The 19,359-nt window shown below is 59.1% G+C and carries 21 protein-coding genes; 5 read left to right on the forward strand and 16 right to left on the reverse strand.

What is annotated here, in order from left to right; translation table 11 throughout:
• Genes RA25_RS12345 through RA25_RS12355 form a run of 3 tightly spaced genes read right to left on the reverse strand, consistent with a single transcriptional unit; the run spans nt 1 to nt 3,420 of the window.
• Nucleotides 1-1,455: an aldehyde dehydrogenase family protein gene (locus RA25_RS12345; RefSeq protein ID WP_039172698.1), complete on the reverse strand. Its 1,455-nt coding sequence runs from the start codon at nt 1,453-1,455 to the stop codon at nt 1-3.
• Complete coding sequence (locus tag RA25_RS12350; RefSeq protein ID WP_039172701.1) at nt 1,448-2,536, reverse strand: aromatic ring-hydroxylating oxygenase subunit alpha; 1,089 nt, start codon at nt 2,534-2,536, stop codon at nt 1,448-1,450. Before RA25_RS12350 ends, RA25_RS12345 begins: the two co-directional genes overlap by 8 nt.
• Nucleotides 2,533-3,420: a MurR/RpiR family transcriptional regulator gene (locus tag RA25_RS12355; RefSeq protein WP_029204827.1), complete on the reverse strand. Its 888-nt coding sequence runs from the start codon at nt 3,418-3,420 to the stop codon at nt 2,533-2,535. The genes RA25_RS12350 and RA25_RS12355 overlap by 4 nt, the downstream gene beginning before the upstream one ends.
• Before the next feature lie 71 nt (nt 3,421-3,491).
• Here RA25_RS12355 and RA25_RS12360 point away from each other — a divergent pair, with 71 nt between their 5' ends.
• The 3 genes from RA25_RS12360 to RA25_RS12370 are packed head-to-tail and all read left to right on the forward strand — an operon-like array spanning nt 3,492 to nt 8,387.
• Nucleotides 3,492-5,945: an FAD-dependent oxidoreductase gene (locus tag RA25_RS12360; protein WP_039172705.1), complete on the forward strand. Its 2,454-nt coding sequence runs from the start codon at nt 3,492-3,494 to the stop codon at nt 5,943-5,945.
• A complete protein-coding gene (locus tag RA25_RS12365) occupies nt 5,942-7,090 on the forward strand; it encodes a mandelate racemase/muconate lactonizing enzyme family protein (protein ID WP_052254238.1) in 1,149 nt (382 codons plus the stop codon). Before RA25_RS12360 ends, RA25_RS12365 begins: the two co-directional genes overlap by 4 nt.
• Nucleotides 7,091-7,094: 4 nt before the next feature.
• Nucleotides 7,095-8,387, forward strand: coding sequence for an aspartate aminotransferase family protein (locus RA25_RS12370; RefSeq protein WP_039172708.1), 1,293 nt, complete (start codon nt 7,095-7,097; stop codon nt 8,385-8,387).
• 421 nt (nt 8,388-8,808) lie between these two features.
• Here RA25_RS12370 and RA25_RS22395 read toward each other — a convergent pair whose 3' ends face one another.
• Nucleotides 8,809-8,979 carry a DUF1328 domain-containing protein gene (locus RA25_RS22395; protein ID WP_039147913.1) on the reverse strand — a complete coding sequence of 57 codons (171 nt, stop codon included), beginning with the start codon at nt 8,977-8,979 and terminating at the stop codon, nt 8,809-8,811.
• A 274-nt stretch (nt 8,980-9,253) separates the two neighbouring features.
• On the reverse strand, nt 9,254-9,985 hold the full coding sequence (locus RA25_RS12380) for a Crp/Fnr family transcriptional regulator (protein WP_039147917.1): 732 nt from the start codon (nt 9,983-9,985) through the stop codon (nt 9,254-9,256).
• An 87-nt stretch (nt 9,986-10,072) separates the two neighbouring features.
• Here RA25_RS12380 and RA25_RS12385 point away from each other — a divergent pair, with 87 nt between their 5' ends.
• Nucleotides 10,073-10,489 (forward strand): hypothetical protein, encoded by a 417-nt coding sequence (locus RA25_RS12385; RefSeq protein ID WP_039172711.1) that lies wholly within the window; start codon nt 10,073-10,075, stop codon nt 10,487-10,489.
• Nucleotides 10,490-10,529: 40 nt separating this feature from the next.
• On the opposite strand, the gene RA25_RS12390 is transcribed toward RA25_RS12385, so the two are convergent.
• From RA25_RS12390 to RA25_RS12400, 4 genes are all read right to left on the reverse strand, one after another.
• A complete protein-coding gene (locus RA25_RS12390) occupies nt 10,530-11,771 on the reverse strand; it encodes a cation:proton antiporter (RefSeq protein ID WP_036762041.1) in 1,242 nt (413 codons plus the stop codon).
• Between the two features lie 269 nt (nt 11,772-12,040).
• Nucleotides 12,041-12,238 (reverse strand): CsbD family protein, encoded by a 198-nt coding sequence (locus tag RA25_RS12395; RefSeq protein ID WP_019296333.1) that lies wholly within the window; start codon nt 12,236-12,238, stop codon nt 12,041-12,043.
• Between the two features lie 406 nt (nt 12,239-12,644).
• Nucleotides 12,645-12,812, reverse strand: a complete 168-nt coding sequence (locus tag RA25_RS23005) for a hypothetical protein (protein WP_193747975.1) — start codon at nt 12,810-12,812, stop codon at nt 12,645-12,647.
• Nucleotides 12,813-12,933: 121 nt separating this feature from the next.
• Nucleotides 12,934-13,350: a hypothetical protein gene (locus tag RA25_RS12400; protein WP_241477406.1), complete on the reverse strand. Its 417-nt coding sequence runs from the start codon at nt 13,348-13,350 to the stop codon at nt 12,934-12,936.
• Nucleotides 13,351-13,768: 418 nt separating this feature from the next.
• Between RA25_RS12400 and RA25_RS12405 the strand changes: the two genes are divergently transcribed.
• Nucleotides 13,769-15,301 (forward strand): mechanosensitive ion channel domain-containing protein, encoded by a 1,533-nt coding sequence (locus RA25_RS12405; RefSeq protein WP_237754568.1) that lies wholly within the window; start codon nt 13,769-13,771, stop codon nt 15,299-15,301.
• A gap of 34 nt (nt 15,302-15,335) precedes the next feature.
• Here the strand turns inward: RA25_RS12405 and RA25_RS12410 are convergent, their stop codons facing one another.
• From RA25_RS12410 to RA25_RS22400, 7 genes are all read right to left on the reverse strand, one after another.
• The gene (locus tag RA25_RS12410; RefSeq protein ID WP_241477407.1) at nt 15,336-16,319 is read right to left on the reverse strand and encodes an AI-2E family transporter; all 984 of its coding nucleotides are present in this window, start codon (nt 16,317-16,319) and stop codon (nt 15,336-15,338) included.
• A gap of 50 nt (nt 16,320-16,369) precedes the next feature.
• Nucleotides 16,370-17,131, reverse strand: a complete 762-nt coding sequence (locus RA25_RS12415; RefSeq protein WP_019296338.1) for a hypothetical protein — start codon at nt 17,129-17,131, stop codon at nt 16,370-16,372.
• On the reverse strand, nt 17,118-17,519 hold the full coding sequence (locus RA25_RS12420) for a phage holin family protein (protein ID WP_039172716.1): 402 nt from the start codon (nt 17,517-17,519) through the stop codon (nt 17,118-17,120). The genes RA25_RS12415 and RA25_RS12420 overlap by 14 nt, the downstream gene beginning before the upstream one ends.
• Complete coding sequence (locus tag RA25_RS12425; RefSeq protein WP_152612200.1) at nt 17,506-18,030, reverse strand: hypothetical protein; 525 nt, start codon at nt 18,028-18,030, stop codon at nt 17,506-17,508. Before RA25_RS12425 ends, RA25_RS12420 begins: the two co-directional genes overlap by 14 nt.
• Before the next feature lie 50 nt (nt 18,031-18,080).
• Nucleotides 18,081-18,266, reverse strand: coding sequence for a PLD nuclease N-terminal domain-containing protein (locus tag RA25_RS12430; RefSeq protein ID WP_039172719.1), 186 nt, complete (start codon nt 18,264-18,266; stop codon nt 18,081-18,083).
• Between the two features lie 178 nt (nt 18,267-18,444).
• A complete protein-coding gene (locus tag RA25_RS12435) occupies nt 18,445-18,726 on the reverse strand; it encodes a hypothetical protein (protein ID WP_019296342.1) in 282 nt (93 codons plus the stop codon).
• A gap of 55 nt (nt 18,727-18,781) precedes the next feature.
• A complete protein-coding gene (locus tag RA25_RS22400; protein ID WP_019296343.1) occupies nt 18,782-18,943 on the reverse strand; it encodes a DUF1328 domain-containing protein in 162 nt (53 codons plus the stop codon).
• Nucleotides 18,944-19,359: the final 416 nt, after the last annotated feature.

Here is a 19,359-nt window from a genome sequence, read left to right on the forward strand (position 1 = left end):
TTATCCTTTCAACCGGATCGCGATGTTCTTGGTTTGCACGTAGTTCCAAAGCGCCTCGCGGCCTTTTTCACGGCCATAGCCGGATTTGCCGTAACCGCCAAAGGGGGTCTCAACGCCGCCTGCGTACCATTCGTTGACAAAAACCTGACCTGCGCGCAGTTGCCGTGCCGCGCGGGTTGCGCGGTCAAGATCGGCAGTGAAGACGCCGGCCACCAAGCCATAGTCAGTACTATTGGCGATCTCGACGGCCTGCGCCTCGTCGCGGAAGGACAGGACAGACAGGACCGGGCCAAACACCTCTTGGCTGGCGATCTCCATGTCTCGTGTCACGCCCGACAGCACTGTGGGTTCTAGAAACGCACCGGGGCGGTTGGGCTTGCGCCCGCCCGCGGCAACTTGTGCGCCTTGTGCTTCGGCGCGCGCAATCATCGAGACGGCGCGGTCACGCTGACCGTCGCTCACCATCGCACCCATGTTCGGGCCAAACCCGGGGCGGTCGATGCCAGGGCCAACTGAAAGGGATTTGGCGACTGCCGCCGCCCGCTCGACCAGCTCGTCATGGCGGCTTTCGTGAACGACCACGCGGGACATGGCTGAACAAACCTGGCCGGCGTTGAAATAAATTCCCCAGCGGATGTCATTCTCGAAGGCGTCCAGATCGGCATCTTCATGCACGATGGCTGCTGACTTGCCGCCCAGTTCCAGCACGCAGGGCACCACGTTCCGGGCGGCTGCGGATGCAATGGCAATGCCCGTCGGCACCGAGCCGGTAAACACGATCTGGTTCACGTCAGGGTGCCCGGCCAGCGCCGCACCCGCGTCGCGCCCCAGCCCGCAGACAACGTTCACGGCGCCGGGCGGGAAACCCGCCGCCTCAGCTGCCTGGGCCAGATAGGCATTGGTGAGCGGTGTCATTTCGGGTGATTTAATGACGCAGGCATTGCCGGTGGCCAGCGCGGCCGAGAGCGACCGGGCCGTCATCTCGACCGGATAATTCCATGGAATGATCTGCGCGGACACTCCGAACGGTTCGTATTCTGTCCAGTCCATATAGCCGGCGCCAAGGGGGATGGAGCGGCCTTCGACCGTGCTGGCCTGATTGCCGTAATACTCAAAATAGAGCGCAGCACCCTCGACCTCGACGTGGCTTTCCCAAAGGGGCTTGCCCTGCTCGAGTGTCAGAATGCGCGCGATTTCGTCCTTGTGGTCAAGCAGGTAACGGCCCATCGCCTGAACCATCCGGCCCCTTTCGATCGGGCGCATGGCGGTCAATGCGCCGGACAGATGAACCTGGCGCGCCGCTTGCACAGCGCGGTCCACGTCACCCGCATCAGCGAGGGCGTGCTCTGCGATCCGTTCGCCGGTCGCAGGGTCGGTCACGCTGATACGGCCCGCGCCGCCGTCGGACCATGCGCCGTCTATGTAGTTCTGCCAATAGGGTTTCACGTCAGTCATCAACGGCCTCCCGCATCCAGCGTTGAAGGTGCATCACAGAGTGTTCCGAATTGACACCGCAGGCGGGATCAACAACCAGCGGTCCGGGCACGTAACCGCGCGATTTCAGGCCGCGCTGCACACTTTCAACAAGGTGAATATCTTCCTCGACCGTGGTGGCGCGGTCCTGCTGCGCCATGCGGCGGACGGTTTCGTCGTCATAGCCGCCGGCAGAGTACCAGCCGCGCCAGACCACGACGTGATCTGCATCGACAGCCCGCCAATGGTAGGTGTTCAGCAGGTTGCCGGGATAGACCTGAAAGCTGAACATCGGCCACAGGAACCAGCTGGAATACTTGTCGTTGTTAGGGAACCCGCTGTCGATGCCGTAGGTCATCTGGCTCAGCTCATTGCATTCCGTCGTGTGGCGCAGGCAAAAGCCCTGCGGCTGAATATCGTAGGTTTCCGGCCGGATCACCCCAGTAGCGAAAGTCGGATGGTTCAGCGAGCAATGGTAGCACTCCGAGTAATTCTCAACCGAGACTTTCCAGTTGCAGTTCTCCGGGATTTCAACCCATTCCAATGGCTTCAGATCGGCCCAGTTGGGCACAAATGCCTCGATCTCGGCCCGCGCGTCCGGAAACCACGCGTCCATCGGTTCGGCATCGGAATCAAGGTTGACGAAAACAAAGCCGAGGAAGACCTCTGTCCGAACCTCTGTCAGGCAGATTTTCGACGCGTCGAACCCCGGCACGGATTTCGCGTTGGGTGCGGCGCGCAGCTTGCCGGTCAGCTCATAGGTCCATGCATGGTAGGGGCAAACCACGACGCGGGTGCTGCCGATCCCGCTGACAAGCTGATGCGCGCGATGCTGGCAGACATTGTAGAAGGTGCGGATTTCGCCATCGCGGCCCCTGATCGCAAAGAGGCTTTCATCACCCATCTCAAAAGCCACGTAGTCGCCGGGGTTTTCCAGCTGGCTGGCGTGGCAGGCGAATTGCCAAGTGCGCGCCAGCAGCCCGGCCTTTTCGATCTCAAAAACCTGCGGGTCGGTGTAGTAACGCGCGTCCAGTGACCGGACTGGTGGTGTTTCGTCCTTCATTCCGGCTCCTCCATGTAAATGCCAAGCTGATGCCGGCGGCTGTGAAATGTCTCGACCCGGTCAACGATCTCGTCGCTGGCTACGGCAATCACGAAACTCAAAAGCGTTTCAAGAAATGCGATGGTTGAGACGGATGACGGGAAGAATTGCGGCGTGTCCACGGCGACGGCAAAGCCATGGTCTGCGGCCCTGATGATCGGGCTGGCCGGGCTGTCGCTGAGGCCGATGATGGTCATGCCCTGTTCGCGAGCCACCTTGATGGCGGCCATGACCTCGCTGCGGTAAGGGCGCATGGACATTGCAATCAACACGTCGCGGCTGTCGGCCCAGGCCAGATCATCTGTGGGGGTGGAGCCGGGGCGCGGGATGGCGTGGAACTGCACCATGCCGGTAGAGGCGAGGTAGGTGAAGTTGCGCGCGTTCGCATTGTTCACACCGACACCCAGCGTAAAGACCTGCCGGCTGGCCCAAATCGCCTCCGCCGCGGATTTCAGGGCCTCGGCGCCGATGCTTGCGAATGTGTCTTCCAGGTTGCGGATCGCACCTTCGGCCATGTCGGCATAGAGCCCGCCCAGATCGCCTGATTTGCGGATGTCCTGCAGCCAGCGCGCCCGGTCAGGAAAGCTGACGGCCCCATTGCGGATCGCCTCACGGAAGGGCGCGCGGAAATCCTCGTAGCCCTCAAAACCCACCTGCCGGGCCATGCGCACGAAGGTGTTGGGTTTGACGTTGGCTGCCTCGGCGATCTCCCGCACGGTTGAAACCCCCACATCATTGGGGTTTTCCAATACATAGCGCGCGGCTTTCTGCGCTTCGGGCGTCAGCGCATCCCACACTTCGGCGAGGCGGTCCAATACACGGCGTGATACATTTGTGTCATTCATGATTGACAGTGATACATCTGTACTCTTAGCCTGTCCACATGTTTTGCGACTCCCGGACAAAGGAAGCGACCATGTCGGAAAAGCAGTTTCCCAGCCACGCCCGCGTGGTCATCGTAGGCGGTGGTGTGATGGGGGTCGGGCTTGCCTACCACCTCGCGCATGAGGGTTGGGGGCCAGAGGTGGTCTTGCTGGAAAAGGCTGAACTGACCTCGGGCAGCACCTGGCACGCAGCGGGGCAGATCACACATTCCACCAGCAGTTTCGGGCTGGGGAAATGCGTCGATTACAATATCGGGCTCTATTCCGGCGCGCTGGAAGCGGAAACCGGTCAGGCTGTGACATGGCATGGGTGCGGGTCGTTCCGGCTGGCCTATACCGAGGATGAGATGGACTGGCTGCGCCACACGCTATCGGTCGGCCGGTCTTTGGGGTTCAACATCGAGCTTGCCAGCCCGGACCGCGTGGCGCAGCTGCACCCGTTTTATAACCTCGACGGCGTTTTGGGAGCGTTGCACACGCCCGATGATGGCCATGTGGACCCAACCAATGTGACAATGGCCATGGCAGCCGGCGCCCGCGCAAAAGGCGCGCGCATCATCCGCCGCTGCCGGGCCACGAATATCACTCAGGCGGCAAACGGCGAGTGGGTGGTTGAGACCGAGCAGGGCACGATCACCTGTGAACACGTTGTCAACGCGGGCGGCACCTACGCGCGGCAGATGGGCGAATGGTCGGGCCTGCAACTGCCGATGACGTCGATGACGCACCATTATTTCGTTACCGACGAAGTGCCGGAATTCCGCGATCTGGAGCAGGAATTGCCTGTGATCCGCGATGATCGAAAGGTCTCGGGCTACATCCGGATGGAACAGAAGAAGGGCCTGATCGGCATCTATGAAAAGGCCAACCCCAACACGGTGTGGGAGGATCACTGCCCTTGGGAGGCAGAGAACGAACTTTTCGCGCCGGACTATGATCGTGTCATGCCCTGGCTTGAGGAAAGCCTGAACCGGATGCCGATTTTCGCTGAACTTGGCATCAGCCGCGACGTCCATGGCGCCATCAGCCACCCGCCCGACGGTAACCCGCTGATAGGCCCCGCGCCTGGCGTGCGCAATTACTGGTGCTGTTGCGGCACCCAGATCGGCATCGGCTGGGGCCCGGGCCTGACGCGCGAACTGGCGCGCTGGATGGTGCATGGCGCGGCGGATATCTCGATGCGCGACTATGACCCGCGCCGGTTCGGATCTTACGCTGACAAGGACTGGCAGGTCATTAAGGCCAAGGAGGACTACTGCCTGCGCCACGAAATCCCTTTCCCGCATTTCAACCGTCTTGCCGGGCGGCCGGTCAAGCCGTCACCGCTGCACGAGACGCTGAAGGCGAAGGGGGCAGTGTTTGAAGAAGTCTACGGCTTTGAGCGGCCGCGCTGGTTTGCCAAAGGCATCGAACAGCGCGATTACTATTCCTTCCGCCGCACACCTGCAGACGGCATGGTCGCTGCAGAGGTCAAGGCGGTGCGCGAAGCCGTCGGGATCATGGATGTCACGGCTTTCACCAAGGTGCAGATCGAGGGGCCGGAGGCCTACGCGCTGCTGGACCGGCTGACCGCAAACCGGATGCCGCAGAAGACAGGGTCGATCACGCTCACGCACATGCTGAACCGGCGCGGGCGGATCGAGTTGGAAACAACGATCGTGCGCATGGCGGAGGACCGGTTCTATCTCGTCTGCGCTGCGTTCTTTGAACAGCGCCTCCTGGATCATCTGGCCGCGCATCGAGATGGGGCGGATGTGACCATTACGGCCCTCTCGGACAGCTGGGGTGCGCTTTCGCTGAACGGGCCAAAGTCCCGCGATGTTTTGGGCGCGTGCACCGATACGCCGCTGGACAATACATCCTTCCGCTGGCTCTCGGCGCAACAGATTACGGTTGCCAGGCACACTGTCTGGGCCTTCCGCATGTCCTACGCAGGAGAGCTGGGCTGGGAGCTCCACATGCCCTTCGACGCGATGACGGACGTTTATGACGCGCTCTGGCAAGCGGGCCAGGCACATGGCATCGCTGACTATGGCAGCTTTGCCATGAATGTGATGCGGATGGAGAAAGGCTTCAAAGGCGCGGGTGAGCTGACCAATGAGGTCACCTTGGCTGAGGCAGACGTTTTGCGCTTTGTCCAGGCGGATAAAGATTTTCTTGGCAAGGACAAGACTCTGAACACCGGCCTGCCATGGATCTGCGCCTATCTGGAAATTGACCCCGACGGCGAGATCGACGGGCACGGCGGCGAGGCTGTTCTGCATGGCGGCAAAGTCGTCGGCTCAACCGCATCGGTTGTTTATGGCCACACGGCCGGAAAGATCCTCGCCTTTGCCTATATCAAGCCCCATGCCGCCGAACCCGGCACCGCATTGGAGGTGATCATCCACGGCCGGCCGCGCGCTGCTCGTGTACTGGGCGAACCGGCTTATGATCCGCAAGGCTTGCTCCCCCGCGCGAATGCTGTTCAGGAGCCCGCCGAATGAACCCGCTTGCCTCTCCAGCGCTCGCGCCTGCCGGTGTAGAGCCGCGCATCACGCGGTTGCGTCTGTGGCATATGCCGCTGACCAGCCACACGGCCTACTACATGGCCGATGGCAAGACGTGCGACACGGTCGAAACTGTTGTGATCGCAGCCGACACCGATGCCGGTCTGACCGGCTGGGGTGAGGTTTGCCCGATCCCGCATTACTTGCCTGCCTATGCCCGCGGCGTGGCACCAGCCCTGCAGGAGCTGGCGCCGGTAATCCTTGGGGGTGATCCTATCGGTGCCGAGGCGCTCATGGCCAAGGCCGATGCCTATTTGCCAGGGCATGTTTATGCGAAATCCGCGCTGGATATCGCGCTATGGGATATTACTGGGCAAGCTGCGGGATTGCCGATCCATGCCCTGATGGGCGGGCGCCGGCAGGACACTCTGCCGCTGTATCATTCCATCACCTGTGTCGATCCGGAAGAAATGGCCCGCATCGCTCGTGAGGCGCAGGCGACGGGGCTTAGCCAGTTCCAGGTCAAGCTCGGTGCATCGGGCGATTGGCAAACGGACGTCGAACGGCTGACAAAGGTACGTGAGGCGGTAGGGCCCGGCCCGCTGGTTTACGGTGATTGGAACTGCGGCGCGACCACGCTGGACGCGATCCGCACGGGCCGCGGGGTGGCGCATCTGGACGTAATGCTGGAACAGCCCTGCGCCACGCTGGAAGAGTGCGCGCGGGTGCAATCGGCCACAGGTCTGCCGATGAAACTGGATGAACTGGCACATGATACTGCCACGCTTCTGCAGGGGCACCGGCTGGGCATCATGGACGCAGTTGCGCTGAAGCTGTCAAAGTTCGGCGGGCTTTCGGCTGCGCGCCGCGCGCGCGACCTGTGCCTTCATCTTGGGGCAAAGATGTGCATCGAGTGCACCTGGGGCAGCGATATCGTTACTGCGGCAGCACTGCACATTGGGGCTGCAACCCCGCCCAGCCGTGTTCTGAACGTTTGCGACCTGTCGGGCTATGTCAGCCCGCGCCTCGCCCCCGGCGCGCCAACGCGCGCCGATGGCCGCATAACTCCGCCCGATGGCCCCGGTTTGGGCATCGCTATCGACCAAGACCGTCTCGGCACGCCCGACCTGATACTGGATTGACCACATGAACCGCCTTCACTCCCAAGCAGATTGGATCACCCGTGCGCGCGAGGTTCTTCCCGCCGCCGGTTTCGGCAACTTCGACGCTTCCACCGTGATTGCGAGGGGCGAGGGGAGCCGTGTCTGGGACGAGGATGGCCGCGAATACGTGGATTACCTGATCGGCTCCGGCCCGATGCTTTTGGGCCATGGCCATCCGGAAGTCATGGAAGCGGTGCTGGAACAGCTGCCCCAGGGCATGACCTTTTTTGCCAACAATGCAAAAGGCATCGAACTGGCCGAGGCTATCGTCGAAGCAGTGCCCTGCTGTGAACAGGTCCGTTTTGTCACGTCTGGCAGCGAGGCGGACATGTATGCCATCCGCCTCGCCCGCGCTTATACCGGCAAGCCGAAGATCCTCAAATTCGAGGGCGGCTATCATGGCATGTCCGCTGAGGCGCAGATGAGCCTGGCCCCGGCCCGCGAGGTCAACTTCCCCTCGCCCGTGCCAGACAGCGCAGGTATCCCGCAAGGTGTGGCCGACGACATGCTGATCGCGCCGTTTAACGATTTGGAGGCGGTCGGGTCGCTTTTGGCCGAACATCAGGATATCGCCGCCATCATCGCAGAACCCTTGCAGCGTATCATCCCTGCCCAGCCCGGCTTCCTGCAAGGCTTGCGCGATTTGTGCGACAGGCACGGCGTGCTGCTGATTTTCGACGAGATTGTCACCGGCTTCCGCCTCGCCTATGGCGGCGCCCAGGAACGTTACGGCGTGACGCCGGATATCTGCACGCTCGGCAAGATCATCGGGGGCGGCTTTCCTTTGGCGGCGCTCGGTGCCAGCACCGAAATCATGTCGCATTTTGACAAGGCGGCCGTGGGGGCAGAGCGGTGGCTCATGCAGCTTGGCACGCTGTCGGGCAATCCGGTGGCTTCTGCCGCTGGCCTCAAAACGATGGAGATCCTGCGGCGTCCGGGACAGTATGAACGGCTGCGCGAACTGGGGCAAACCCTGATGGACATGCAATCCGCCGCACTCAACGAGCAGGGTATCGCCCACCGCATTTGCGGTGATCCGGCATTGTTCGACATCTTCTTCACAAATGCGGAGCCGATCGATTACCGAAGCGCAAAGCATAGCGATCCGGGGCTTAATGCGCACTGGAACAGCACATTGCGCGCCAACGGCGTCTTTAAGTCGCCTGGGAAACTTTATCCGTCTCTGGCCTTGAATTCCGGCGACTTGGAATTGACCAATTCAGCTTTCCAGCACGCAGCAAACGCTTTGTCAGAATATAAAAATATGGCGACGTAGCCTTCACGAACGCGACCGTCTTGCGCACGGACAACAGGCAAGGTCTGGTTCGGCATTTCCCTCTTCCAGAGCGGCGGCCTCTCGCCCCATTATCGAACGCTGCTACTTATGACCTTAGAACAGCAGCCTCTCACCATCGGGTTGGCGCTCCCGCGTGAGGCTGAGCAGGCGATTGCCGGAAAGCCAGTTCCACTAGGGCAAATACGCGGCCACAAAGCTAAGCTGTTTCCGTATTCACTGCGCTGAGTCGGACCTAACTCTGGTAATCTAGTGTTTTTTCGATCGTCGGGAGCAAAAATGCCGAAGCGATTGCACTACTAGATGCTTGTGATGAAGTTGACTGGATCGGATTGTGACGTATGCGAGTCTCTTGCAGCATGCGATCGCCAAAGACGACCTGAGCCGCCGCTCAGCTTGATCGTCAGCGAGAGGCACCGCGGAGGATGCGCAAGATAAGCGCCAGTGCGAAGAGCACCAGAAAAAGGAAGAACAGGATCTGTGCGATCCCAGCGGAGGCCGTTGCGATGCCGCCAAATCCAAAAATGCCGGCAACGATGGCAACGACCAAGAAGACGAGGGCCCAATAGAGCATGCCGTGTCCTTTCAGTTGCGAGTTGCTGTTGAGAAAACTATTGACGCCGCCAAAAGTTCCACGCCAGCGTCAGGAAATCGCGTAAATGGCCGCTTGCATGCCGCAGTAAGTCAGAACAACTGTCAGTGCGGTCGATTGCCCATAATGCAAGTACGACATTCAGGGCGTGTTTCGTGGCGTTGTTCCGATAGCGGCTTCACGAAGCCTTGGGCTGCCGCAGAGATTCAAAACTGAGAATGGATCGAACTGGCGTCCGATCTTCAAGGAGGCTGCATTAGATCAGCGGCCGCCGTTCTGGTGCGGCCAATTCGATCATTGCCATTTCCGCCAGCGCAGGCAGGTTTCTGACTTTCAGCATTCCATTTTGCCATTTTGCCATTTTGCTCTCCCGCAGTGTTTTCAGCATCTTATTGGTATGCACCAGAGACAGGCCAAGTGCATCTGCGAGGTCCTGCTGGCGATAGGGCAGCGGTACCGTGTCCTTAACATCCATGCCGACTGATCTGAGCCGTTCAAAAATCCTCACTAGTGCCCAGGCAATGCGCTGTGAGGCATCACGCTGACCCAGAGACGCAATGGTTTCACCCAGAAAATGCTCCTCCACTGCGGCAATCCAGGTCAGATCATACGCGCGCTCCGGATGGTGCTGGAAAAGCTCGTACAGCGCGGCCCGGCGGAACACGCACAACGTCATAGAGGTAGACGCTTCGACTGAATGCTTCATTTCTCCCATCAGGCTGGCCTGCAGCCCGGCAAAATCGCCGGGAAAAAGAAAATTGATGACCTGACGGCGGCCATTTTCCAGCGTTGTGTAGCGCGTACCCATGCCTTTGAGCACCGTGTAGAGTTGCGGGCTGTTCGAGCCTTCCAGAAGGATAGTCGTGCCTGCATCCACTGTCAGCTCGCCGGTTTTGAACTCTTGGGTAAAGGCGACTTCCTCACGCGACATTGGTGTGAACACGGGCCGCTTTCGCAACGGGCAGTTCTGGCAGGTTGTTGGCGGCATGGCCCTCTCCCTTCGTACCTATGTCATAGTTAAATGCGCCTGCGCCGAAAAAGTTCCAGTATGTCCCATTGTAGGGGGGCGAAAGCAATGGAAGAGCCCAGTCAAGACCGAGCACACATTTATCTTGTGGTGTCCAGAAATTACCTGATCACTTGCGATATCTGCGATACCATCTCGGATTTCGATCCGGTGGCTGAAATCAGCGTGCAAGAGGGGCATGAACACGCTCTTGTTACGATCACGCCTTTGCGGCGGATTGCAGTAGCTTTCGTGGAGGCGGGGTCCGAACAGGTGACTAAGCTCAAGATAGATCAGGCTGTTCAGGGCCGCGGCGGCCGGCTTGTCTTGATGGGAAATGCGGCCGAAGATGAACTGGACGGGCATTCCCCGCGCTTGAGGTGGCCGGTGCTTGCCCGGCCAGTTTCCACCCGGATGATACTGAAACAGCTGGCGCTGCCGCAGCACAGTATTCGAAGTAAACGGTGTTTTGCAGGCCTGAGATAGGGGTTGGACTGGCTGCGCGTGTGGGTCCAGCTGGGCTGTTTTACTTTGCCAGCTCATCCATGGCGCGGCCGACCGTGAAGCCGTGAAGCATAGTCGACAGCAGGATGGTCAAACCGATTAGAGCCCATAGCTCAGGTTCATTGACAAACTCCAGATGCGCACCGGCATAACAAAGATAGTAGACTGAGCCGATCCCCCGGACACCAAATACGGATACCACCAGACGGTCACGCTTACGCAGACGCGACCCGGCTAAAGAGATCCAGCCTGCTAGAGGGCGTATCACAAGGATGAGCAGAAATGCCAGCAGCAGGTGCGTCCATGTGAAGTCCTCCAGAACAACTGGAAGGACGTGACCAAGCGCGACCAGCAGCAGCGCTGTCAAAGCGTGTTCGATAGTTTCGCAGAAGTCGTGCAGCCTACGGTGAAACCGGTGTTCATTTTCGATCCGGCGCAGTGCCAGGCCCATAACGGTGACGGCTATGAACCCATAGCCTTCGACCAGTTCGGTTGAACCGTAGCACAGCAATACACCTGCTATCGCTACCACACCTGAACCCGTGTCGGCCAGAACTGCCGAACGGGGAAACAAAAACAGCACCTGCCCCAGTGCCCATCCGCCGCAGGCGCCCATCACAACACCAGCTGAGATCCGGTAGGCGACGTCAATCATCAGCCAATCGGCCAGCCAGGCCTGAGGGTTCAGCCCCTGAACGGCAACGATGAGACCGAGATAGACAAAAGGAAAAGCAAGCCCGTCATTGAGCGCCGCTTCCGTTGTCAGCGTAAAGCGCACCGGATGCTCGTTGCCTTCCATAGGCGGACCAACCTGCACGTCACCCGCAAGCACCGGGTCTGTCGGGGCCAGCACGGCCCCCAGAAGAATTGCCCCCGCAGCCGTCATGCCGCCCAATCCCCACCCCAGTAAGGCAACCGCCAGAATTGTGAGCGGCATCGCGATGAGGAGGAGTCTGGCTGTCGGAGCCCAATCTTTCCACGACCTCAAGCTGTCCAAGCGGAGGCCGGCAGCAAAAAGCGCCACTATCACGGTCAGCTCGCTGACGACTTCCCAAGGCTTCGGGTGAACGCGCGGATCAGGAAGCTCAGGCAGGCCCGGGACCAGCCAGTATGCCGCCATGCCCAACAGCATGAGAAGCGGCGCGGCGGCGGGTTCCCTTGTGGAAAAAAGGCGCGGCGACCAATGGGCGAGAATGATCACTACACCCACCGCCGCAAGCATGAGGTGATAGGGGGCTAAACCGAAGAATTCAGATTGATCCATGAGCACCATCGAGCAGAGTATACGGCCTTTGGCGCTGCTGAGTGCAGCAAAATAAACGGGCCAGCCGTTAACATGCCGAGGAGCGTGCGGCCTGGCCCGCCACTACGTCAACCTGTCAAAATTTTCGGATCAGGTCTTCGGGCTTCGGTTGCCTGCCGCGTTTCTTGCACCTCCTTTTTTATTTAATGCTGAACCAGACCAGTTGGAAAAGCCCATTTCTTATCTAGTCTGCGCCCCCATTGCTCTCGCTCCCGGGCTTTCCTGCCTGGTCAGATGCTGTCCAGGATCCGGTCGACAGTCTGGCGGACTTCATCCTTGGTCTTGCCCAGTTTCTGCTGCAGCAGCCCTTCCAGCTGCTCGCGTTCGCCCTTCGCCTGCTCCAGCTCGTCATCAGTCAGGTCGCCATAGGCCTCGCGAAGTCGGCCTTTGAGTTCGGTCCATTTGCCGGTGAACCGGTCGTCATCCATGAGTCGTTCTCCTTTGAAAATCATTTGGAATCCGGGTCAGTCGCGGTGCGGCGCCCTTGGACAGAAAACGCGCCAGCGGCTGCTTGGTTCCGGTGTCACGCCGTGTCCGTGTCCGTGTCGGAGGCGGCACCTAGAAGCATGGCATAAGCCGAAAGCGACAATCAGGTTAGCCGGATATTGACGCCGCTCAATACGCCGAAGACCTGATTGTAGGAGTCGAAGGTTTCAGTATGAACCGTGATCCCTGCGCTGGCGGTGAACCACAGCAGGCAAGCGGCAGCGGCTCCCCTTGGTGATCCAAGGCTGGTCGGCAGCCGGGCGGTTTTGGCCGTAGCCGCACAGAACTGATATCCCGAACGCACCGGTCAGCATCAGTACCGGCAAGCGGGCCAGCCCGAACAATTGCTCAAGCAAGAATCTGCAGGTCCAGCGGGCAAAGGCTGGCAGGGCGCGTCAGCGTGCCCGCCACGATCAGCAGCATGATTGCGAACAGAGACAGCCCCAGTTTCAGGGCGGACAGCACCGCAATGCTGCGGGATTCCTTGCAGTCCAGAACCTCTCTCAGCCCGACCATCGCACTCCGGCGGCTGCGGATACCCGCTAAGCCGCCGACAGCAGCACATAGGTGTTCTCGGTAAACTGGTGATCGGGATCATAGTCCGGGAACGCCCGCCTTGCTTTGCGCTGAGGAGCCCTTATTCGCCGACCATCTCCATAACAGCATCAAGATGGGCGGTTTTGAACGGGCGGGTAAGCATGGGCAATGCCTTCAATTCTGGCTCGGCCGTATCCCCATTGACCAAGATGACCCGCCACTTCTTAGATAGCGCGTCGGTAAGCCAGTCCCGAGCAGCAGAGTTGCTGAGCGGGAAGGCAAAGAACACCAGTCGTGGCGGTGGCAATCCGTCTTCCAGAAAGCCAGTGCAATGCTCGACTTTACTTTCGGTCAAGATGGCGTTCAAACCACGGCGTGTCAGGTAATCGCTGATATCAACTGCTTCAAACGCGTTGTTGGTAAGGATCAGTACGGGTGCTTCCGCACCTTGAGTTTCGCTGCCCATATGGCCTCCATTTTTTGGAGGAGCTTTGGCGCCGTGCCAGGCGTCATGCATTAAACTGTGACATAGTTCTGGGCAAATCATGCCATTGAAACGTTTTATTTCCAAAGTCCCCTCCGAAAGGAGAAAACAAAAAATAGCTAGACAAAATCTATCCAGATATTTGATATATATAAATAATTTGCTGTTTCTCCGGGGAGCCGCGCCCAGTGATGGAGAAAATCCGAAGCAAATTTCAGTCCGATCGCCCTGAGAAGTCACTTGTCGTGTGACAATCCGATCTTGCAGCCGCTCCTTTCAGCTTTGGATCCGAAGGCCTAGCGAAGTGCGAAACGGCCGTTGGCAGCAATGGTAACGCAGTCTCGGCCCTACGACATGGCGGAAACCAGGCGTATTTGAAGCGGGCATCCCGGATTGGTGGGGGCCAAACGCAACCCAGCGGGAGGTGTTCCTCTGCTTTCCTGCTGAACACTTGCAGAAACTGGGGGTAGACAACGCATCGTCATGGCGGGTGAACTGCCTTTATCCGCGCAACGCGGACCTGTCTTTTGCAGCGGGTGCGAATTTGATCGGGAGAATGCAAAAATTGGAACTCGTAGAGTGTTTTGCTGAACCAAGCAGGGAAAGCACCGTTGCCCCGCTAAGCAAACTGCGGTTGTTCTTGCATTGCGTGGCTGTATCGGCAGTGCTGTTCTTGGGAACTGTGGCCGGTCAAGCGGAGATAGCTCGTGAACCGGTGCAGACCGACAGCCTGATCGAAGTTGGTGATGCGGCCGTACGGGATGGTGAGATTCTGAGCAGAATTGAAAACCTGCTGGCTGAAATCAACGGCTATGGAAGCGTGAAAGTGTCAGTTTCCGAAGGTGTTGTTCGTGTTTCGGGTCAAGTAATCGACAATGCGGCGCAAGACCGGCTTACGCAGATCATCAACCGCGTGGCCGGTGTTGTGGCTATTGAGAATGAAACCGAAATCAGCGGCACCCTTGAAGAACGGCTGGCTCCGGCCATGGAGCGGATTGCTGCCCGCACACGCAATCTGCTGGCAAACGGTCCGATCTTCCTGGTCGCAATGGCGGCCTTTCTGCTGGTGGCTGCGGGCGGGTGGCTGCTGACGACGCGGATAGGCATCTGGACCCGGCTGGCACCCAACGCTTTCATTGCGGATGTCTACAGGGCGGTTGCACGCATCCTTTTCATCCTGACCGGACTGGTTCTGGCTCTGGATATCATGAACGCAACAGCGCTGATCGGGGCAGTTCTGGGTGCGGCAGGCGTGGTTGGCCTCGCGCTTGGCTTTGCAGTGCGCGACACGGTTGAGAATTTCATTGCCTCCATTCTTCTCAGTCTTCGCCAACCATTCCGGCCAAATGATTTCGTCGACATCCAAGGGGATCAAGGAACGGTGGCGCGGTTGACGTCGCGGGCGACCATCCTGATCTCACCCGATGGCAACCATATCCGCATTCCCAATGCCACAGTGTACAAGGGGCGTATCGTGAATTTTACCCGTGATCCCCATCGCCGGTTCTGTTTTGACCTAGGGGTAGATGCAGATGCCGACTTGGCCGCTGCGCTGGCCACCGCCGTTGCTGCGCTGGAGGCTCAGAAATTCGTGCTGAAGGAGCCGGAGGTCGGCGCCTGGATCAATGAAGTCGGAGACTCCAATGTGATCCTGACTTTCACCGGCTGGGTGAACCAGACGGAAGTGAATTTCGCCAAGGCGCGCGGTGAGGCGATCCGGGCTGCCAAGATGGCGCTGGAAAGCGCAGGATTTGGTCTGCCGGAGCCGATTTACCGGGTGCGGCTGGATGGGGCGAGCGCCACTGCGGCGGCAAAGCGAGACTCCGTTGAAGAAGAGCGGGCTCCTAAACCTGAATTGGCAGCATTGCCCGAGGCTGCCGATCCAGCGCGGGCAGAGCCGGCAATCGCGGATGCCGCGGAGCGGGAGCGTGAAGTGCTGGATGGCGGGGAAAACCTTTTAGACGATCAACAACAAGCGGAGTGAAGAGTTTTTGCACCCCTGCGGTGCCGGACAGCGGTCAAATCACCTTGTTTAAGGGGTCCTGCGCAGGTTCGTCCGCGGCCCCGGGCTGCGGGGCTAGCAGAACCCCCAGCCAAAGCAAAAGCGGCAGTGTGACAAATGCTCCGACCGGTCCCCAAAGCCACAGGCCAAATACAATTGCCAGGAATATCAGCAGCGGGTTTATTGCCATGCGCTGCCCAACAACAAGAGGTGTCACAATATTAGCCTCTGTCAGGTTGATCAGCAAAAACGCCAGTGGTGGCAAAACAGCAAACAACCCATGGAACTGAAGCATTCCGGCGATTGCCAGACTGACTGCAATCAGTAAAGGGCCAAGGTACAGGACGTAATTCAGCAAAGCTGCCGCCAGCCCCCAGATCAAAGCATATTCAACGCCGAGCGCAATTAGTGCAGCCGCGGTGACGGCACCCAGTCCGGTATTCACCAAAGTGATGGCAGCGAAATACTTGGCGACGACGGTGTCGGCGTGTTTCAATCGGATTTCCAGTGGCCCTGTCAGGCGGTACAGGTCATTGCGTGTCAGAGTGAAAAAAAACAACGTTCCAACAAATATGAACACTTGGGAGACGAAGCTGGGGGCCAGCCAGAGTGCATCCCCTACCGAAGGGATCGCAGTTTGTGGTTCCACGGCTTCGGCGCCTACGCTTTCCTCAATTTCCTGGCTGATTGTCTCGATTCCGCGCAGCAGAGACGATGCTTGGTCGATCAAAGCTCCCATCACGGACTTGATGCGGGGTAGCTCTTCGATGAGGACATTGATCAGCGGCTCAATCAGCAAAAGAATGACTGCTACGAACAGCGTAGAAAGGATTAAAAGCGACAGGGCGATCGCCAGCCGTGGCACTCCATACCGGGCCAGTTTGTCGGCGAGCGGCGAAACCACTACACCCAAGACTAGCGCAAAGCTCATCGGCGCGAGGACTTGCTGTGCCAGGTGCAGGGCTGCAGTGATGCCGATGATTGTCAGAATCATCAGCATCACACGAACCCCCCGGCCGCTGAGGACATTTTCTAGAATTCCGGACATTATTAGCTGGCAGCGGTGTGCAGTGATTTTTTGCTGGCAGATGGATCCAGCTTGGCGTTGGCTGTTTGATACAGTTTGTCCATCTCGTCGCGCAAAGCCTTTTCAGCTTTTGCCGCCAGCGCATCTCGATGCGCTCCTAGAACTTCATCCTCCCGGCGAGTGGAAGGCAGCAGGGCGCCGATCAGCGCACCAAGGCCAAGCGCAATCGCGCCGGCAGCAAGTGGGTTCTCTTCAAAAAAGGTCTGGCCTCTGGCCGCGGCTTTGGATGCGTGTGCCTCAAGCTTCTCCTGCGCCTGCAGAGCTGCCCTGCGGGCGTTGAGCACACGTTTCCGGGCGGCCTCAGGCAAGCCGTCCAGTCCTGCGTTCAAAGTCTCGCGCATATTGGTCGAGCGGAAGCTTTCTTTACTCATCCCGGTCATCTCCTTTTTCATAGCAGCATCCGCGGCGGCGACGCGGTTATCAAAACCGGCAAAGGAGTCCTCCAGCGGAACTGCTGTTGGATTGGCGACGGGGCTAGTCGGACGGCGGCCGGTCCCCGCAAACATCAGGGCAAGCCCCGCGCCGGTCAGCACCAGTGCCGCTGGGTTGCGTTTGGCTGCGGCCACTGCCTGCTGACTAAGCTGGCCGCCGTACCCGTGAGCCGTGGCCTTGAGCTGCTTGGTCACCGATTGCGGAGCGAGCATATCTGTCACTCCCGACAGCGAGGCAGCCAGTTTGCGGCGGTCTGCATCCACCTTTTTTTCGAGGTTGTCAATTTCCGGCATTTCCAGCCTCCCTGATACTGGCAGCGTCCTGCTTGATACTGCGAATGGTGCGCGACGGCAGAAGCGCCTTGCTGCTGAGGCGGGACTTGCCCGCCAGAAGCAAGCACACAGCCGCGGTCAGAAGAGCGCCGCCTACTACAAGGGCGGCAAGGCCTGGGGATAGCCCGGCGGCGGCAATCCAAGCGACAAGTGCCGCAGCAAGGACGTGCAAACCTGCCAGAGCGGCAATGGCAGCGGCAGTCATGAAGGCGAGCCCGGTTCCAGCCTGCGCGGCCTTCTCCTTTAATTCACCTTTGGCTAGCTCCGATTCGCTGCGCAACAGGGCAACGAAGTTACGGAGAGTGCCAAGGAACAGCTCTGGGGCCGCGCGTAAATCAGGATGCGTCATGGCCACTCCCTTCACGCGCCGGACTCAGCATTCCTTCCTGAGCAAATGAGGCGGCATCCGCCGGTGCACGCGCCTTCAGAAAGCGGGTGGCCGCGAACCCGGCAAGGGATGCGGCACTGAGAAACAGCAGTGGGTTTTTGCGAGCAAATGAACCGATATCCCGTACCGTCTGTTCGAAGTCCATTGAGCGGACACGGTGCGCGGCATCCTCCAGATGGCCCGCAATCATCTGCGCCGCCTGCGCCTGAACGGTGCCCGGTTCAAATGCATCTGCGGCGGCATCCGCGGCATCTGCAGTCGACTGCACCTCTCGCGCAGCGTGCTCTTTTGCGGCGCCGGCGGTGTTGCGGACGGTGTCTGCAACTGCATCCTTTGCCTTGCGGCCCAGATCCGCGGCCTGCGCGCGAGCCTGCCTTTCCAATTCAGAAGTATCGGTCATATCATCAGCCTTTCCGGTATCGGGGATACAAAGAGGACGCGTGCGCTGGCGTTGTTTGTTCTCTTGGAACAAACGGGGCCCGGCCTGTAATTGCCGGACCGCTTCAGGCCAATGCCGGCTGGTCAAATCTTTGCGGCAGAGGATTTCGGGCCTGCAATAAGCCAGATGATAAAGCCCACGACGGGCAGAATGAGAATCACCAGGGTCCAGAGGATTTTGGCTGCGGTGGAGGCGCCGGAGGACAAGATTTGAATGGTTGCGTAGATATCTGCGGCCAGCACAAGCAGGCCGATCAGCCCATATTCCATGATAGTCTCCCTTCAGTTTCCTGTTCTGATCAGAAAACGCACAGGGAAGAAAAATGGTTCCCTGACACCGGGTAATTTTCCTTGTCGCGCTACCGGCGATGCCGTTTTCAGACCGCTTGGAAAAACCAAAAGCCGCGCCAAAAAGCGCGGCTTTCATTTACTGTTTTGAACCGTTGCCTTAGAAACGGCTGCGCATGGCCAAACCAAGCAATACGCCGGCCCCCAGAGCACCAGCGATGGCAAGGCCAGGATTTTCTTTTACAAATGCCCGCCCCTGTGAAGCCACACGCTGAAGTTCACCAGAACTGTACTGCAGCCCGGCACCAATTTGCTCTTGCGCCTGCTGGACAGTCTCTGCGGCCTGTTCTTTCACGCGGCCGGTAAGGCTGCCGTTTGCCGCTTCTGCTGTGGCTCCGGTGCCCTCAGGTGAATGCTTTTTTGCTTCGGCTGTGTTGGTCATGTGTCGATATCCTTTTGTTAGCTGCCGTTCTGCAGTCCGCGGGAGCTCTGCCGCGTCAGCGCTTGATAAAACGAACAATGATCGAGAGAGCGAAGAGCACCAGGAAGATCACAAACAGGATCTGAGCGATCCCGGCGGAGGCTCCGGCGATGCCGCTGAAACCAAGAATTGCGGCCACAAGCGCGATTACTAGAAATGTGATTGCCCAGCCAAGCATGACTCTTCTCCTTCAATGTTTACGCGCTGCTGTGCGCCATCTTTAACATCAACGGCTTTGCGGGCGATTGGTTCCGGATTTCCTTGCCGCCGGTGCTGTAATAGCTCCGCTGGATCAGGAGAAAGCGCGGCTGCCAAGCTGCGTTTCAGGTATTCCAGCACCTGATCAGCTGCCGCTGCGGATCTCTTTTTCAGGTTTTTGGAACTTGATTTCGGGGAAAGGTAACCGACACATCCTCTATGCCGAATTCGATGCTTTCAACTCCGGCGTCAAATTCGAGAAGCTGGCCGCCTTCGTCCAAGGCGACGATGTCTGGAAGGCGGGTTTCTTAGACTCTGGCCGATGCCGCTCGTGCAGATGCCGAATACCAGCAAAGGGATGCCCGCATCGAAGGCAATTGAAGCAGGAGGGTTCAT

The organism is Leisingera sp. ANG-S5, assembly GCF_000813925.1.
Taxonomy (GTDB): domain Bacteria; phylum Pseudomonadota; class Alphaproteobacteria; order Rhodobacterales; family Rhodobacteraceae; genus Leisingera.

What these genes read in the sequence shown, in the direction of transcription:
- RA25_RS12430 (WP_039172719.1), bottom strand. Translation starts at nt 18,266, where the DNA reads ATGGAATATGGGCTGATCGGCCTGCTTGTGCTGGCCGCAGATATCTAC.
- RA25_RS12420 (WP_039172716.1), bottom strand. Translation starts at nt 17,519, where the DNA reads ATGACGCATCCTGATTTACGCGCGGCCCCAGAGCTGTTCCTTGGCACT.
- RA25_RS12360 (WP_039172705.1), top strand. Translation starts at nt 3,492, where the DNA reads ATGTCGGAAAAGCAGTTTCCCAGCCACGCCCGCGTGGTCATCGTAGGC.
- RA25_RS12350 (WP_039172701.1), bottom strand. Translation starts at nt 2,536, where the DNA reads ATGAAGGACGAAACACCACCAGTCCGGTCACTGGACGCGCGTTACTAC.
- RA25_RS12395 (WP_019296333.1), bottom strand. Translation starts at nt 12,238, where the DNA reads ATGGATGACGACCGGTTCACCGGCAAATGGACCGAACTCAAAGGCCGA.
- RA25_RS12390 (WP_036762041.1), bottom strand. Translation starts at nt 11,771, where the DNA reads ATGGATCAATCTGAATTCTTCGGTTTAGCCCCCTATCACCTCATGCTT.
- RA25_RS12345 (WP_039172698.1), bottom strand. Translation starts at nt 1,455, where the DNA reads ATGACTGACGTGAAACCCTATTGGCAGAACTACATAGACGGCGCATGG.
- RA25_RS23005 (WP_193747975.1), bottom strand. Translation starts at nt 12,812, where the DNA reads ATGGTCGGGCTGAGAGAGGTTCTGGACTGCAAGGAATCCCGCAGCATT.
- RA25_RS12435 (WP_019296342.1), bottom strand. Translation starts at nt 18,726, where the DNA reads ATGACCAACACAGCCGAAGCAAAAAAGCATTCACCTGAGGGCACCGGA.
- RA25_RS12365 (WP_052254238.1), top strand. Translation starts at nt 5,942, where the DNA reads ATGAACCCGCTTGCCTCTCCAGCGCTCGCGCCTGCCGGTGTAGAGCCG.
- RA25_RS12415 (WP_019296338.1), bottom strand. Translation starts at nt 17,131, where the DNA reads ATGCCGGAAATTGACAACCTCGAAAAAAAGGTGGATGCAGACCGCCGC.
- RA25_RS12410 (WP_241477407.1), bottom strand. Translation starts at nt 16,319, where the DNA reads ATGCTGATGATTCTGACAATCATCGGCATCACTGCAGCCCTGCACCTG.
- RA25_RS12380 (WP_039147917.1), bottom strand. Translation starts at nt 9,985, where the DNA reads ATGCCGCCAACAACCTGCCAGAACTGCCCGTTGCGAAAGCGGCCCGTG.
- RA25_RS12385 (WP_039172711.1), top strand. Translation starts at nt 10,073, where the DNA reads ATGGAAGAGCCCAGTCAAGACCGAGCACACATTTATCTTGTGGTGTCC.
- RA25_RS22400 (WP_019296343.1), bottom strand. Translation starts at nt 18,943, where the DNA reads ATGCTTGGCTGGGCAATCACATTTCTAGTAATCGCGCTTGTGGCCGCA.
- RA25_RS12355 (WP_029204827.1), bottom strand. Translation starts at nt 3,420, where the DNA reads ATGAATGACACAAATGTATCACGCCGTGTATTGGACCGCCTCGCCGAA.
- RA25_RS12370 (WP_039172708.1), top strand. Translation starts at nt 7,095, where the DNA reads ATGAACCGCCTTCACTCCCAAGCAGATTGGATCACCCGTGCGCGCGAG.
- RA25_RS12400 (WP_241477406.1), bottom strand. Translation starts at nt 13,350, where the DNA reads ATGCATGACGCCTGGCACGGCGCCAAAGCTCCTCCAAAAAATGGAGGC.
- RA25_RS22395 (WP_039147913.1), bottom strand. Translation starts at nt 8,979, where the DNA reads ATGCTCTATTGGGCCCTCGTCTTCTTGGTCGTTGCCATCGTTGCCGGC.